Below are 13,575 nucleotides of genomic sequence, written 5' to 3' on the forward strand. Positions count from 1 at the left end.
TCATCGCAATGCCTGACTACAAAGCCCCCTTGCGTGATATCCGCTTCGTTCGCGACGAGCTGCTTGGCTATGAGGCGCACTATCAGAGCCTGCCGGGTTGCCAGGACGCCACGCCCGACATGGTCGACGCGATTCTTGAAGAAGGCGCGAAGTTCTGTGAGCAGGTGTTGTCGCCGCTGAACCGCGTGGGTGACCAGGAAGGCTGCACCTGGAGCGAATCGGGGGTGAAAACCCCAACCGGCTTCAAGGAAGCCTACCAGCAGTTCGTCGAAGGCGGCTGGCCTAGCCTGGCACATGACGTCGAGCACGGCGGCCAAGGCCTGCCAGAGTCGCTGGGCCTGGCCCTGAGCGAAATGGTCGGTGGTTCGAACTGGTCGTGGGGCATGTACCCAGGCCTGTCGCATGGCGCGATGAACACTATTTCTGCGCATGGCACTGCCGAGCAGCAGCACACCTACCTGACCAAGCTGGTGTCCGGCGAGTGGACCGGTACCATGTGCCTGACCGAACCGCACTGCGGTACCGACCTGGGCATGCTGCGCACCAAGGCCGAGCCACAGGCCGACGGCAGCTACAAGGTGTCGGGCACCAAAATCTTCATTTCGGCCGGCGAACACGACATGGCCGACAACATCGTCCATATCGTTCTGGCCCGCCTGCCGGACGCACCGGCCGGTACCAAGGGTATTTCGCTGTTTATCGTGCCGAAGTTCCTGCCCAACGCCGAGGGTGGCGTGGGTGAGCGCAACGGCGTTAGCTGCGGCTCGATCGAACACAAGATGGGCATCCACGGTAACGCTACCTGCGTCATGAACTTCGATGCTGCCACCGGCTACCTGATCGGCCCGGCCAACAAAGGCCTGAACTGCATGTTCACCTTCATGAACACTGCGCGCCTGGGGACCGCACTGCAAGGCCTGGCCCACGCCGAAGTGGCGTTCCAGGGTGGCCTGAAGTACGCCCGTGAGCGCCTGCAAATGCGTTCCCTGACCGGCCCGAAAGCGCCGGACAAGGCTGCCGACCCGATCATCGTCCACCCAGACGTGCGTCGCATGCTGCTGACCATGAAGGCCTTCGCCGAAGGCAACCGCGCGATGGTGTACTTCACCGCCAAGCAGGTGGACATCGTCAAGTACAGCCAGGACGAAGAAGAGCGCAAGAAGGCCGATGCCCTGCTGGCGTTCCTGACCCCGATCGCCAAGGCATTCATGACCGAAGTCGGTTTCGAAGCCGCCAACCACGGCGTGCAGATCTACGGTGGCCATGGCTTCATCGCCGAATGGGGCATGGAGCAGAACGTGCGCGACAGCCGCATCTCCATGCTGTACGAAGGCACTACCGGAATTCAGGCCCTCGACTTGCTCGGTCGTAAAGTGCTTATGACTCAGGGCGAAGCACTGAAGGGCTTCACCAAGATCGTGCATAAGTTCTGCCAGGCGCAGGAAGGTAACGAAGCGGTCAAGGAGTTCGTCGAACCGCTGGCGGCCATCAACAAGGAGTGGGGCGAGCTGACCATGAAAGTGGGCATGGCTGCCATGAAGGACCGTGAAGAAGTGGGTGCGGCTTCGGTCGATTACCTGATGTACTCCGGCTATGCTTGCTTGGCCTACTTCTGGGCCGACATCGCCCGCCTGGCCGCTGAGAAACTGGCAGCTGGCACCAGCGAAGAGGCGTTCTATACCGCCAAGTTGCAGACTGCCCGCTTCTACTTCCAGCGTATTCTGCCGCGTACCCGTACCCATGTGGCGACCATGTTGTCGGGTGCCAACAACCTGATGGCGATGGACGAAGAGCACTTCGGCCTGTCGTACTGATACTGGCGCTGTACTCAAAACCCGCCTGCCCTGACCGGTAGGCGGGTTTTTTACGTCTTCGGGTTCAGCGCGGCCCCTTGCAGGAGACCGGAAGCTGGTAAATCCAACCGCAAATTCAACTGTTCCAGTGCACTGCCGATGAAGTGAGGGCACAATGCCATTATTGATCTGCCGGGTTGGAGATTACCCTTGTTTCGTCTTAACGCTGTTCGCGCAAGCCACTTCATGCCGTCGCTGTTCTTGTTGCTGGCAGGGCTCGCCGCAGCCTATGTGAGAGACCTCAGCGTCTTTTTCACATCGCTGTTCAATGTCCTGCCTACCTTGGTTCTACTGCTGGGCGGCGCCTACTGCGCGGTCTACCGCCGCCAGCGTGAGCTGTTTCTGATGCTGACGGTGTACATCGCCTACTTCCTGCTCGATACCCAGACCGACTTCTATCGTGACCATGGCCGCGTGCGTGAGGACGCGGCGGTGATCTTCCACCTGGTCTGCCTGCTGCTGCCGGCGCTGTTCGGGCTGTATGGCGCCTGGCAGGAGCGTACGCACCTGCTGCAGGACCTGGTCGCCCGCGGTGCTGTGCTGTTTGCCGTGGGCAGCGTGGCGGTGGCCCTCCAGCAAAGCTACCCCGAGGCGTTGCTGACCTGGTTGGCGGAGATCCGCTGGCCGGCTTTGCATGGTCACTGGATGAGCCTGATCCAGATGGTCTACCCACTGTTCCTTGGTGTGTTCATTCTGCTGGTGGTGCAGTACCTGCGTGCACCCCGGCCGCTGCACGCCGCGCAGTTGATCGGCCTGCTGGGCATTTTCTGGATGCTGCCGCAAACCTTCATCCTGCCGTTTACCCTGAACATCATGTGCAGCCAGGTAATGCTGATGATCGCCGCAGCAGTGGCGCACGAGGCTTATCAGATGGCTTTCCGTGACGAGCTGACTGGCCTGCCGGGGCGCCGTGCGCTGAACGAGCGCATGCAGCGCCTGGGGCGCAACTATGTCATCGCCATGACCGATGTCGACCATTTCAAGAAATTCAACGACACCCACGGCCACGATGTCGGTGACCAGGTGCTGCGGTTGGTCGCCAGCCGCTTGTCCAAGGTCACCGGCGGTGGTCGCGCCTACCGTTATGGTGGGGAAGAGTTCGCCCTGGTGTTCGCCGGCAAGACCGCCGAGGAGTGCGTGCCGCATGTGGAGGCCGTGCGTGAAGTGATCGCTAATTACGTGATGCACCTGCGCGACCAGCACAACCGCCCGCAGGACGATACCGCCGGGCGCCAGCGCCGCGCTGGCAGCGGCGGCGGCACGGTTTCGGTCACCATCAGTATCGGCGTGGCCGAGCGCCAGGCGGATCATCGCAACCCCGAGGCGGTGCTGAAATCCGCCGACCAGGCGCTTTACAGCGCCAAAGGTGCGGGGCGCAATTGTGTCATGGTGCATGGGCGACAATCGCCGCGTGGGGCAGTGCGTACAGCGTGACTGTGCGAGACTATATAGTCGATTGATGACCCTATGTCTCGCAAAAGTTGTTCGGTTACACTGCCGGTAACCCCAGTGTCGCGGTTCCCCGAGACCGCCCCGACCCGACTAGTGAGAGGTTGTCATGGCTGACTATAAAGCGCCCCTGCGTGACATGCGCTTCGTACTGAATGAAGTCTTCAACGTGGCCGAGCAGTGGACGCAGTTGCCCGGGCTGGCGGAGGTCGTCGATGCCGACACGGCCATGGCCGTGCTGGAAGAAGCCGGCAAGGTCACCGCCAAGACCATTGCGCCGCTCAGCCGCGCCGCCGACGAAGAGGGCTGCCACTGGGATAACGGCGTGGTACGCACCCCAGCCGGTTTCATCGAGGCCTACAACACCTACGCCGAAGGCGGCTGGGTGGGCGTGGGCGGTGACCCGCTGTTCGGCGGTATGGGTATGCCCAAGGCCATCTCGGCCCAGGTCGAGGAAATGGTCAACGCATCCAGCCTGGCCTTCGGCCTGTACCCGATGCTGACCGCCGGCGCCTGTCTGTCGATCAACGCCCACGCCAGCGAGGCCTTGAAGGCAAAATACCTTCCGAACATGTATGCCGGCGTTTGGGCCGGCTCCATGTGCCTGACCGAGCCGCATGCCGGCACCGACCTGGGCATCATCCGCACCAAGGCCGAGCCCCAGGCTGACGGCAGCTACAAGGTCAGCGGCACCAAGATCTTCATCACTGGTGGCGAACACGACCTGACCGAGAACATCATCCATCTGGTACTGGCCAAGTTGCCGGATGCACCGGCGGGGCCGAAAGGTATTTCGCTGTTCCTGGTGCCAAAGTTCCTGGTCAATGAAGACGGTAGCCTCGGTGCGCGGAACCCGGCCACTTGCGGCTCGATCGAGCACAAAATGGGCATCCAGGCCTCGGCTACTTGTGTGATGAACTTCGACGAAGCAGTCGGCTATATCGTCGGTGAGCCGAACAAGGGCCTGGCGGCCATGTTCACCATGATGAACTACGAGCGCCTGGGTGTCGGCATTCAAGGCCTGGCGTCAGCCGAGCGCTCCTATCAGAACGCCGTGGAGTACGCCCGCGATCGCCTGCAGAGCCGTGCCCCGACTGGCCCGCAAGCCAAGGACAAGGCTGCCGATCCGATCATCGTCCACCCGGACGTGCGTCGCATGCTGTTGACCATGAAGGCACTGATCGAAGGTGGCCGCGCGTTCTCCACTTACGTGGCCATGCAACTGGACAGTGCCAAGTACAGCGAAGACGCCAGCGTGCGCAAACGCAGCGAAGAGCTGGTGGCACTGCTGACGCCGGTGGCCAAGGCCTTCCTCACCGACCTGGGTCTGGAGTGCGCAGTGCATGGCCAGCAGGTATTTGGCGGGCATGGTTACATTCGTGAGTGGGGGCAGGAGCAGTTGGTGCGCGATGTGCGCATTACCCAAATCTACGAGGGGACCAATGGCATCCAGGCCCTCGACCTGATGGGCCGTAAAGTGGTGGCCAGCGGCGGGGCATACTACAAGCTGTTCTCTGATGAGATTCGCCAGTTCATTACTCATGCAGGCAGCGAACTGGACGAATTCACCAAGCCATTGCGTGCTTCGCTCGATCAGCTCGATGGGTTGACCGAGTGGGTATTGCAGCAGGCCAAGGGCAACCCGAATGAAATTGGCGCGGCTTCGGTCGAGTACCTGCATGCCTTCGGCTATGTTGCCTATGGCTATATGTGGGCACTGATGGCGCGGGCGGCGCAGGCGGGCGATGGGGATGCGGCGTTCTATTCGGGCAAGCTGGGTACGGCGCGGTTCTATTTTGCACGGTTGCTGCCACGGGTGGATTCGCTGGTGGCTTCGGTGAAGGCGGGGAGTGAGTCGCTTTACCTGCTGGATGCCGAGCAGTTCTGATATTGAGGGCTACCCAGTGGCCCGATTCCCCAGATATCTGGGTATGAATCTCCCGTGTAAGCTTTTTCCTACACGACGTGGTGACTTTTCACCACTGTTCTAAGATTGGATCCACGGTTAATCTTTACCACATGGACGTTGCGCAGGAAGCGCAAAGGACAGATCAAGGACGACGACGAAGGAACACCTGCCAGGATGGCGGGGCGATACGGATGTCACAGGGAAACAGTCTGGAAAACCCCGCTTCGGCGGGGTTTTCTTTGCGTGCGTGTTTTTCAGGCCAGCACATCCAGCGGTGATGCCCCCAACAGACGAGCGTCCGTCTCTTCCTCCAGCAACGTGCGCAGCAGCTCTACGGACGCCTGCTGGCGCTGGGCATCGCGGAAGACCAGGCCAACCTTCAGCGGCACGCGCGGCTCGCTGAGCGGCTTCCACAGCAGCCCCTGATCATCTTCGGCGGCCTCCTTGGCGCGCCCCGGCAGAATGGTAGCCAGCGCCGTGTGCGCGAGGCTATCGAGAATCCCTGCCATATTGTTCATCTCTGCCTGCACCTGCGGCCGTCGACCCTGGCTGGCCAACTGCGCCTGCCAGATCTGGCGGATCTGGAACTCCTCGCCCAGCATCAGCATGGGCAACTCGGCGGCCTGGCGGATGGACACCTTCTTGAAGTCCTTCAGCGGGTGGGTATCGGGTATGACCAGTTGCAGCTCATCTTCGTACAACAGCAGGCCATGCAGACCTGGCTGGCGCGGCGGCAAGTAGCTGATGCCGATGTCCAGGCTGCCGTTGAGCAGGCGCCGTTCGATCTCCAACCCCGACAACTCGTAAATCTGCACGACCAGGTGGGGTTGAGCCTTGCGCAGCCGTTCAAGCAGCTGCGGTATCAGGCTTGGCCGCACGGTCTGCAATACACCGATAGCCAAGGTGCGCAGCGACTGGCCCTTGAAGTTGCGCATAGCTTCGTGGGCACGCTGCAGGCCGTCGAGCAACGGCAGGGCATGGTTGTACAAGGTGTGGGCGGCCAAGGTCGGCAGCAAGCGTTTGTTGCTGCGCTCGAACAGGCTCAGGTCGAGGCTGTGCTCCAATTGGCGGATCTGCTGGGAAAGCGCCGGCTGTGACAGCGACAGGCGTTCGGCGGCACGGCCTACGTGGCCTTCTTCGTACACCGCGACGAAATAACGCAGTTGGCGGAAATCCATAAGTAATACTTATCGAAAATGCTGGAAAAACGAAATGGTCGAAAACCCTGTTGAAGCCTAGTCTATCGCCGTATTCCAAAGGGTTACAGCGATGATTCGGTCGATTGTTACCATGGATGAAAAACACTTTTGATAGGCAAGGCAAAATATCGAGTGCCGGCATCAAGACCGCACCGTGGCTGCCCTTTACCGTGATTGGTTGGAGCCCTGATGAACCTGTTCAACCTGCGCCGCTCGGCTTCTGCCGCCGCCGCCGAGCCCAAGCGTGCGCCGGTGATCGTGCCGCAAGCATCCGAGCTGTCGCTTGATCGCCTGATGCCCGGCGCCGAACGTGCGGCGCAGGTATTCGTGCGTGGCCAGGGCTCCTGGTTGTGGGACAACGAAGGGCATGCCTACCTGGACTTCACCCAAGGCGGCGCGGTCAACAGCTTGGGCCACAGCCCCAGCGTGCTGGTCAAAGCGTTGGGAGCCCAGGCTCAGGCGTTGATCAACCCGGGCTCGGGCTTTCACAACCGTGGCCTGCTGGGGCTGGTCAATCGGCTGTGTCAGAGTACCGGCAGTGACCAGGCCTACCTGCTCAACAGCGGTGCAGAGGCCTGTGAAGGGGCGATCAAGCTGGCGCGTAAGTGGGGCCAGCTGCACCGCAATGGCGCCTATCACATCATTACTGCCAGCCAAGCCTGCCATGGCCGTAGCCTGGGCGCGCTGTCCGCATCCGACCCGTTACCATGCAATCGCTGCGAACCTGGCCTGCCGGGTTTCAGCAAGGTGCCGTTCAACGACCTGGCGGCGCTGCACGCCGAGGTGGATTCACGCACCGTGGCGATCATGCTCGAGCCGATACAGGGTGAGGCGGGCGTTATTCCCGCTACTCAGGAATACCTCAAGGGCGTGGAAACGCTCTGCCGCGAACTGGGCATCCTGCTGATCCTTGATGAGGTGCAGACCGGTATTGGTCGCTGTGGTGCGCTGCTGGCCGAGGAGCTCTATGGCGTGCGCGCCGACATCATCACTTTGGGCAAGGGCCTGGGGGGCGGCGTGCCACTGGCCGCCTTGCTGGCCAGGGGCAAGGCATGCTGCGCCGAGCCTGGTGAGCTGGACGGCAGCCACCATGGCAACGCGCTGATGTGCGCCGCCGGCCTGGCGGTGCTGGACAGCGTGCTGGAACCTGGCTTTCTGGCCCAGGTTCAGGACAACGGTCGTCACCTGCGTGAAGGCCTGAGCCGCCTGACCGGGCGCTATGGTCAGGGTGAAGTGCGCGGTCACGGGCTGCTATGGGCCCTGCAACTGAAAGAAAACCTGGCCCGCGAGCTGGTGGCTGCGGCCCTGCACGAGGGCCTGCTGCTCAACGCGCCGCAAACGGATGTGGTGCGCTTTTCTCCGGCGCTGACTGTGAGCAAAGGCAACATCGACGAAATGCTGCTGCGCCTGGCGCGCGCTTTCGCCCGCCTGCATGCCCAGCAGCAGGCCCGCCGCGAAGTGCCGGCGTAGCGGCCTGCCAAAGAATTCAACGAACCGTCTGGCGTTCCTGCGCATCGCCCCTGGCCTGTTTCATTCGGCCCGGGGCGTTTTTTTTGCCTGTGGAACCTCTTCGGCTGGCAGCTAGTCTTTGATGTAACCCTTCAGGAGAAACTCGCATGGACTTTATCCGCATTATCATCGCCATTATCCTGCCGCCGCTGGGGGTGTTCCTTCAGGTCGGGTTTGGCGGGGCGTTCTGGCTGAATATCCTGCTGACCCTGCTGGGGTACATTCCGGGGATCGTGCATGCGGTGTACATCATCGCCAAGCGGTGACACAGGCTGAGCCCGCGCCTGCAGGAGCAGCGAAAGGTTGCTCCTGCAGGGGCGCCTGTAACTACTGCACCAACACCCGGCAATAGAATTTCCACTCTTCTTCCAAGGCATGCGCCAGGTTCTCCGCCTTGCGGAACCCATGCCGCTCCTCCGCATAAAAATGCCCTTCAGCGTCGATCCCGTTGGCCTGCAACGCAGCCAACATGGAGCGTGTCTGCTCCGGCACCACCACCGCATCCAGCTCACCCTGGAAGAAAATCACCGGTACCTTGATTCGCTCTGCATGCAGCAACGGCGTGCGCTGGCGATAGCGTTCAACGTCCCGCTGCGGGTCGCCGATCAGCCAGTCCAGGTAATCGCCTTCGAACTTGTGGGTGGCACGGGCCAGGGCTACCGGGTCACTGACCCCGTACAGGCTGGCGCCGGCGCGGAACACGTCTTGAAACGCCAAGGCGCACAGGGTGGTGTAACCCCCGGCGCTGCCGCCGCGGATGAATGCCTTGCGTTTGTCGACCAAGCCCTGAGCCGCCAAGTATTCGACCACCGCGCAGGCATCGGCCACATCGCTTTTGCCCCAGCGCTGATGCAGTGCCTGCCGGTACTCCCGGCCATAGCCGGTGCTGCCCCGGTAGTTGAGGTCGGCCACGGCAAAGCCGCGCTGGGTCCAATACTGAATGCGCGGGTCGAGCACGGGATAGCAGGCTGAGGTTGGCCCGCCGTGGATGAATACCACCAGCGGTGCGGCGCCTTGCGACTGCGCTGGGGGGTAGAAGAAACCATGGGCCTGCTCGCCGTCACTGTTGTAGTGGATCGGCTGCGGCAGGCTGATATTCCCTGCCGGCAGCACTTCGGCACCGCCGGCCAGCACGCGTACTTCGTGGTTGTTGCGGTCAATGGCAATGACTGCCGGTGGGCTGATGGGCGACGCTGCAATGGCATACAGGTGTTCGCTGTCCATGGTCAGGCTGCGAAAGCGTGTGTAGGCACTGGCAAAACGTTCCATACGGCCATCTTCACCACGCAGCCCCAATTGCCCGAAGCCGTCTTCGAACCAACTGGCCAGGTAGCTTTGCGGGCTCAGTGGCAACCAGGTGCAGGTCCCCAATTGCCAAGGCGCAGCAGCATGGTCCGCCGATGCGGCGGGCAACGCTTGCCATTGGCCATCGACCTCACCCCAGGGTTGCCAGAAGCCCTTGCGGTCGGAAAGGCAGTAGAGCCGACCTTGGGCATCGAAGCGTGGTTGTTGCAACGATTCTTCTGCGGCGGCTACACATTGCGCCGGCCCCCAGTGGCCGCTGGCATCGCGCGCGCGGCACATCAGCCGGGTGACGGTCCAGGGCTGTGCCGGGCGGTCCCATTCGATCCACGCCAGGCGCTGGCCATCGGCGCTGACAGCAGGCGAGGCGTAGAAGTCGGCGCCCTCGGCGAGGACTTCGCGGCTGCTGTTACCCAGAGCGACCAGGCGATGCTCTACCTGTTCGGCATGGCGCTCTTCGACGGCCAGCACCTGGCCGTCGTGCCACTGCACATCGCCATAGCGGCAGCTGGCATCCTGGGTCAGTGCACGTGGTAACAGATCGTCCAGCGGCTGGGTGTAGACCTGCTGGTCCTTTTCGTTGACGAACACCAGCCCGTCGCCGCCCAGGCAGAAGCTGCCGCCACCATATTCGTAGACCCGACTGCGCACGCTGAAGCCGTCCGGGGTCAGGCAGCGAGCTTGGTAGTGCAACCAGTGCCAGATACGGCAAGCACCGTCGGCCGGGCGGAATTCGTTCCAGAACAGCCCGTCGGCACTGACCTTGAGTTCGGCAAAGTCGGTGCCGGCGGCAACTGCCTGGGCCGCGCTGAATTCAGCCGCGGGCGATGACACGGGAGTTTCGATCATTGCGGAAGGTCATCTGTTCGATCGCGAGCTGGGCGGTTTCAGCCTCCTCGCGGGCCTTGAGAATGATGCCGTGCTCGGTCGACTTGGCGCACACCGGGTCGGCGTTGCTGGCATCGCCGGTGAGCATGAAGGCCTGGCAGCGACAGCCGCCGAAGTCCTTTTCTTTTTCGTCGCAGGAGCGGCAAGGTTCGCGCATCCACTCATAGCCACGGAAGCGGTTGAAACCGAACGATTCATACCAGATATGGTGCAAGTCGTGGTCGCGTACATTCGGGAACTGCACGGGCAGCTGGCGGGCGCCGTGGCAGGGCAATGCGGTGCCGTCCGGGGTGATGGTGAGGAACAGGTTGCCCCAGCCGTTCATACAGGCCTTGGGACGCTCTTCGTAGTAGTCAGGGGTAACGAAAATAAGCTTGCACGGGTTGCCCTCGGCCTTGAGCTTGTCCCTGTATTCGTTGGTGATACGTTCGGCCCGCTCGAGCTGCGCGCGGGTTGGCAGCAGTCCCAGGCGGTTGAGGTGCGCCCAGCCATAGAACTGGCACGTGGCGAGCTCGACGAAGTCGGCCTCCAGGGCAATGCACAACTCGATGATGCGGTCGATCTTGTCGATGTTGTGCCGATGAGTGACGAAGTTGAGCACCATCGGGTAGCCATGGGCTTTCACCGCGCGGGCCATTTCCAGCTTCTGTGCAAAGGCCTTCTTCGAGCCAGCCAGCAGGTTGTTCACCTGCTCGTCGCTGGCCTGGAAGCTGATCTGGATATGGTCCAGGCCAGCCTTCTTGAATTCGGCGATGCGTGCCTCGGTCAGGCCAATGCCCGAGGTGATCAGGTTGGTGTAGTAACCCAGGCGGCGGGCCTCTGCTATCAGCTGGGCAAGGTCCTGGCGTACCAGTGGTTCACCGCCGGAAAAGCCGATTTGTGCGGCACCCATTTCCCGCGCTTCAGCCATGACCTTGAACCACTGTTCGGTGCTCAGCTCCTGGCCCTGGGCGGCGAAGTCCAGCGGGTTGGAGCAGTAAGGGCACTGCAGCGGGCAGCGGTAGGTGAGTTCGGCCAGCAGCCACAGCGGCAGGCCGACCTCGGGGGTAGGCGGCAACTCAGGCGAGGACGATCCAGTGTTCGGCACGGGCCACCTCCATGAACTGCTCGATGTCGTCCGCCACTTGCGGGACACCGGGGAATTGCTGTTCGAGTTCGCTGATAATTGCTGCCACGTCGCGCTGGCCGTCGATCAGGCCACCGATCAGGCTCGCGCTGTCGTTGAGCTTGATCATGCCTTCGGGGTACAGCAACACATGGCCCTTTTGCGCCGGCTCGTACTGGAAACGATAGCCGGGGCGCCAGTTCGGTACCTGGTTACGGTCGAAACTCATAGGGTGATTCCCTTGTGCCACACCCGTTCCTGGGTGACGGAATGATAGGGTGGGCGGTTCAGTTCGTAGGCCATGCTCATGGCATCGAGCATGCTCCACAGGATATCCAGTTTGAACTGCAGTATCTCCAGCATACGCTCCTGGCCCGCACGGGTGGTGTAGTGCTGCAGGGTAATCGCCAGGCCGTGTTCCACATCGCGTCGAGCCTGGCCCAGGCGGGTACGGAAATACTCGTAGCCGGCGGGGTCGATCCACGGGTAGTGCTGTGGCCAGCTGTCCAGACGTGACTGGTGGATTTGCGGGGCGAACAGCTCGGTCAGCGAGCTGCTGGCGGCTTCCTGCCAGCTGGCGCGGCGGGCGAAGTTGACGTAGGCGTCCACGGCAAAGCGCACGCCAGGCAATACCAGTTCTTGCGAGCGCAATTGGTCCGGGTCCAGCCCGACAGCCTGGCCCAGGCGCAGCCAGGCTTCGATACCGCCATCCTCGCCGGGCGCACCATCGTGGTCGAGCAGGCGCTGGATCCACTCGCGGCGCACTTCGCGGTCCGGGCAGTTGGCCAGGATCGCAGCATCCTTCATCGGGATGTTGACCTGGTAGTAGAAGCGGTTGGCCACCCAGCCCTGGATCTGCTTGCGGGTGGCGCGACCTTGGTACATCGCCACGTGGTACGGGTGATGGATGTGATAATAGGCGCCCTTGGCGCGCAAGGCCTGCTCGAACTCGGCAGGGGACATTGGCAGTGCGTCGCTCATTCGGCTGGCTCCTGTAGAACGATTATCTGGCCTGGCACATCTCTCTCCCTTGTGGGAGCGGGCGTGCCCGCGAACACCGGCGAAGCCGGTGCCATAGACCGTGTTGGCATTTTCGCGGGCGTGCCCGCTCCCACAGGGTCTGGTCTCGCCTCACAGACTGTTTTACAACTCGATGCTCATGCCATCGAAGGCAACTTCGACGCCCCGGCGCAGGACTTCGGCGCGCTCGGGGGAGTTTTCATCGAGAATCGGGTTGGTGTTGTTGATGTGGATAAGCACTTTGCGCTGGCGCGGGAAACCGTCCAGCACTTCGAGCATGCCGCCCGGGCCGTTCTGCGCCAAGTGGCCCATCTCGCGGCCGGTGCGGGTGCCGACACCGCGGCGCTGCATTTCGTCGTCTTCCCACAGGGTGCCGTCGACCAGCAGGCAGTCGGCACCGTGCATCATCGCCAGCAGCTTTTCGTCTACCTGGCCCAGGCCCGGGGCGTAGAACAGCTTGCCGCCGGTGCGGGTGTCTTCGACCATCAAACCAAGGTTGTCGCCCGGGTGCGGGTCGAAGCGGTGTGGCGAATAAGGCGGCGCGGCGCTGCGCAGGGGGAAGGGGGTGAACTTGAGGTTGGGGCAGGCGTCGATCACGAAGCTGCCTTCCAGCTCGATACGGTTCCACTGCAGGCCACCGTTCCAGTGGCTGAGCATGTTGAACAGCGGAAAACCGGTGGTCAGGTCCTGGTGGACCATCTCCGTGCACCACACCTGATGCGGGCAGCCTTCGCGCAGGCTGAGCAAGCCGGTGGTGTGGTCGATCTGGCTGTCCAGCAGGACGATGGCGTTGATGCCGGTGTCGCGCAGGGCCCGGGCCGGTTGCATCGGCGCAAAGGCCTGCAGTTGGGCGCGGATGTCGGGCGAGGCATTGCACAGTATCCAGTGCACACCGTCGTCGGACAGGGCGATGGATGACTGGGTGCGCGCCGTGGCTTGCAGGGTGCCATCGCGGTAGCCCTTGCAGTTGACGCAGTTGCAGTTCCACTGCGGGAACCCGCCACCGGCGGCGGAGCCGAGAACCTGGATGTACATGGCCACTCTCTATGCAGAAACCGGATCGGAAAAAACGAAAACGCCCCGGCAGGCCGAGGCGTGAAACCCTAAACCTGGCTTAGCGGTTAGCGAAGTACATGGTAACTTCGAAGCCGATACGCAGGTCAGTGTATGCAGGTTTGGTCCACATGGAATTACTCCTTCCGAATGAGGGTTGGGTTGTTCAGCTACTACTTGGGTACCGCCATGCGCTGGCAGTTCCCTGAAACCGAGATTGCGCTATCTTACAAGAAAAATTTGAACCGGAAGGTTAATTATTCGAGAAGCGCCGTTGCAGTTCGCGTA

The 13,575-nt window shown here is 62.1% G+C and carries 12 protein-coding genes; 5 read left to right on the top strand and 7 right to left on the bottom strand.

Translation table 11 applies throughout. The features are described 5' to 3' along the window. Nucleotides 1-8: 8 nt before the first annotated feature. From AC3B5Q_RS01645 to AC3B5Q_RS01655, 3 genes are all read left to right on the top strand, one after another. The gene (locus AC3B5Q_RS01645) at nucleotides 9-1,814 is read left to right on the top strand and encodes a phenylacyl-CoA dehydrogenase (protein ID WP_010951720.1); all 1,806 of its coding nucleotides are present in this window, start codon (nucleotides 9-11) and stop codon (nucleotides 1,812-1,814) included. Nucleotides 1,815-2,003: 189 nt separating this feature from the next. Beyond that, on the top strand, nucleotides 2,004-3,287 hold the full coding sequence (locus AC3B5Q_RS01650) for a GGDEF domain-containing protein (protein ID WP_279934884.1): 1,284 nt from the start codon (nucleotides 2,004-2,006) through the stop codon (nucleotides 3,285-3,287). A 124-nt stretch (nucleotides 3,288-3,411) separates the two neighbouring features. Further along, entirely contained in the window at nucleotides 3,412-5,190 is a 1,779-nt protein-coding gene (locus AC3B5Q_RS01655) for an acyl-CoA dehydrogenase C-terminal domain-containing protein (RefSeq protein ID WP_488392804.1), read from the top strand. Between the two features lie 275 nt (nucleotides 5,191-5,465). On the opposite strand, the gene AC3B5Q_RS01660 is transcribed toward AC3B5Q_RS01655, so the two are convergent. Beyond that, nucleotides 5,466-6,389, bottom strand: coding sequence for a LysR family transcriptional regulator (locus AC3B5Q_RS01660; protein WP_021782691.1), 924 nt, complete (start codon nucleotides 6,387-6,389; stop codon nucleotides 5,466-5,468). A gap of 210 nt (nucleotides 6,390-6,599) precedes the next feature. Between AC3B5Q_RS01660 and AC3B5Q_RS01665 the strand changes: the two genes are divergently transcribed. Together AC3B5Q_RS01665 and AC3B5Q_RS01670 are read left to right on the top strand one after the other, a co-directional pair. After that, nucleotides 6,600-7,880 carry an aspartate aminotransferase family protein gene (locus AC3B5Q_RS01665; RefSeq protein ID WP_021782692.1) on the top strand — a complete coding sequence of 427 codons (1,281 nt, stop codon included), beginning with the start codon at nucleotides 6,600-6,602 and terminating at the stop codon, nucleotides 7,878-7,880. A 146-nt stretch (nucleotides 7,881-8,026) separates the two neighbouring features. Next, entirely contained in the window at nucleotides 8,027-8,185 is a 159-nt protein-coding gene (locus AC3B5Q_RS01670) for a YqaE/Pmp3 family membrane protein (protein ID WP_009681539.1), read from the top strand. A 61-nt stretch (nucleotides 8,186-8,246) separates the two neighbouring features. On the opposite strand, the gene AC3B5Q_RS01675 is transcribed toward AC3B5Q_RS01670, so the two are convergent. The 6 genes from AC3B5Q_RS01675 to pqqA form a co-directional block, all read right to left on the bottom strand. Next, nucleotides 8,247-10,070, bottom strand: coding sequence for a S9 family peptidase (locus AC3B5Q_RS01675; RefSeq protein WP_021782693.1), 1,824 nt, complete (start codon nucleotides 10,068-10,070; stop codon nucleotides 8,247-8,249). Next, complete coding sequence (gene pqqE, locus AC3B5Q_RS01680; RefSeq protein ID WP_021782694.1) at nucleotides 10,036-11,196, bottom strand: pyrroloquinoline quinone biosynthesis protein PqqE; 1,161 nt, start codon at nucleotides 11,194-11,196, stop codon at nucleotides 10,036-10,038. Before pqqE ends, AC3B5Q_RS01675 begins: the two co-directional genes overlap by 35 nt. Then, complete coding sequence (gene pqqD / locus AC3B5Q_RS01685) at nucleotides 11,168-11,443, bottom strand: pyrroloquinoline quinone biosynthesis peptide chaperone PqqD (protein WP_021782695.1); 276 nt, start codon at nucleotides 11,441-11,443, stop codon at nucleotides 11,168-11,170. The genes pqqE and pqqD overlap by 29 nt, the downstream gene beginning before the upstream one ends. After that, nucleotides 11,440-12,195 (bottom strand): pyrroloquinoline-quinone synthase PqqC, encoded by a 756-nt coding sequence (gene pqqC, locus AC3B5Q_RS01690; protein ID WP_021782696.1) that lies wholly within the window; start codon nucleotides 12,193-12,195, stop codon nucleotides 11,440-11,442. Before pqqC ends, pqqD begins: the two co-directional genes overlap by 4 nt. A 162-nt stretch (nucleotides 12,196-12,357) precedes the next feature. Continuing rightward, a complete protein-coding gene (gene pqqB / locus AC3B5Q_RS01695) occupies nucleotides 12,358-13,269 on the bottom strand; it encodes a pyrroloquinoline quinone biosynthesis protein PqqB (protein ID WP_274101412.1) in 912 nt (303 codons plus the stop codon). 79 nt (nucleotides 13,270-13,348) lie between these two features. Next, nucleotides 13,349-13,420, bottom strand: coding sequence for a pyrroloquinoline quinone precursor peptide PqqA (gene pqqA / locus AC3B5Q_RS01700; protein ID WP_003243383.1), 72 nt, complete (start codon nucleotides 13,418-13,420; stop codon nucleotides 13,349-13,351). Between the last annotated feature and the right edge of the window lie 155 nt (nucleotides 13,421-13,575).

The organism is Pseudomonas sp. D5(2026), assembly GCF_057766845.1.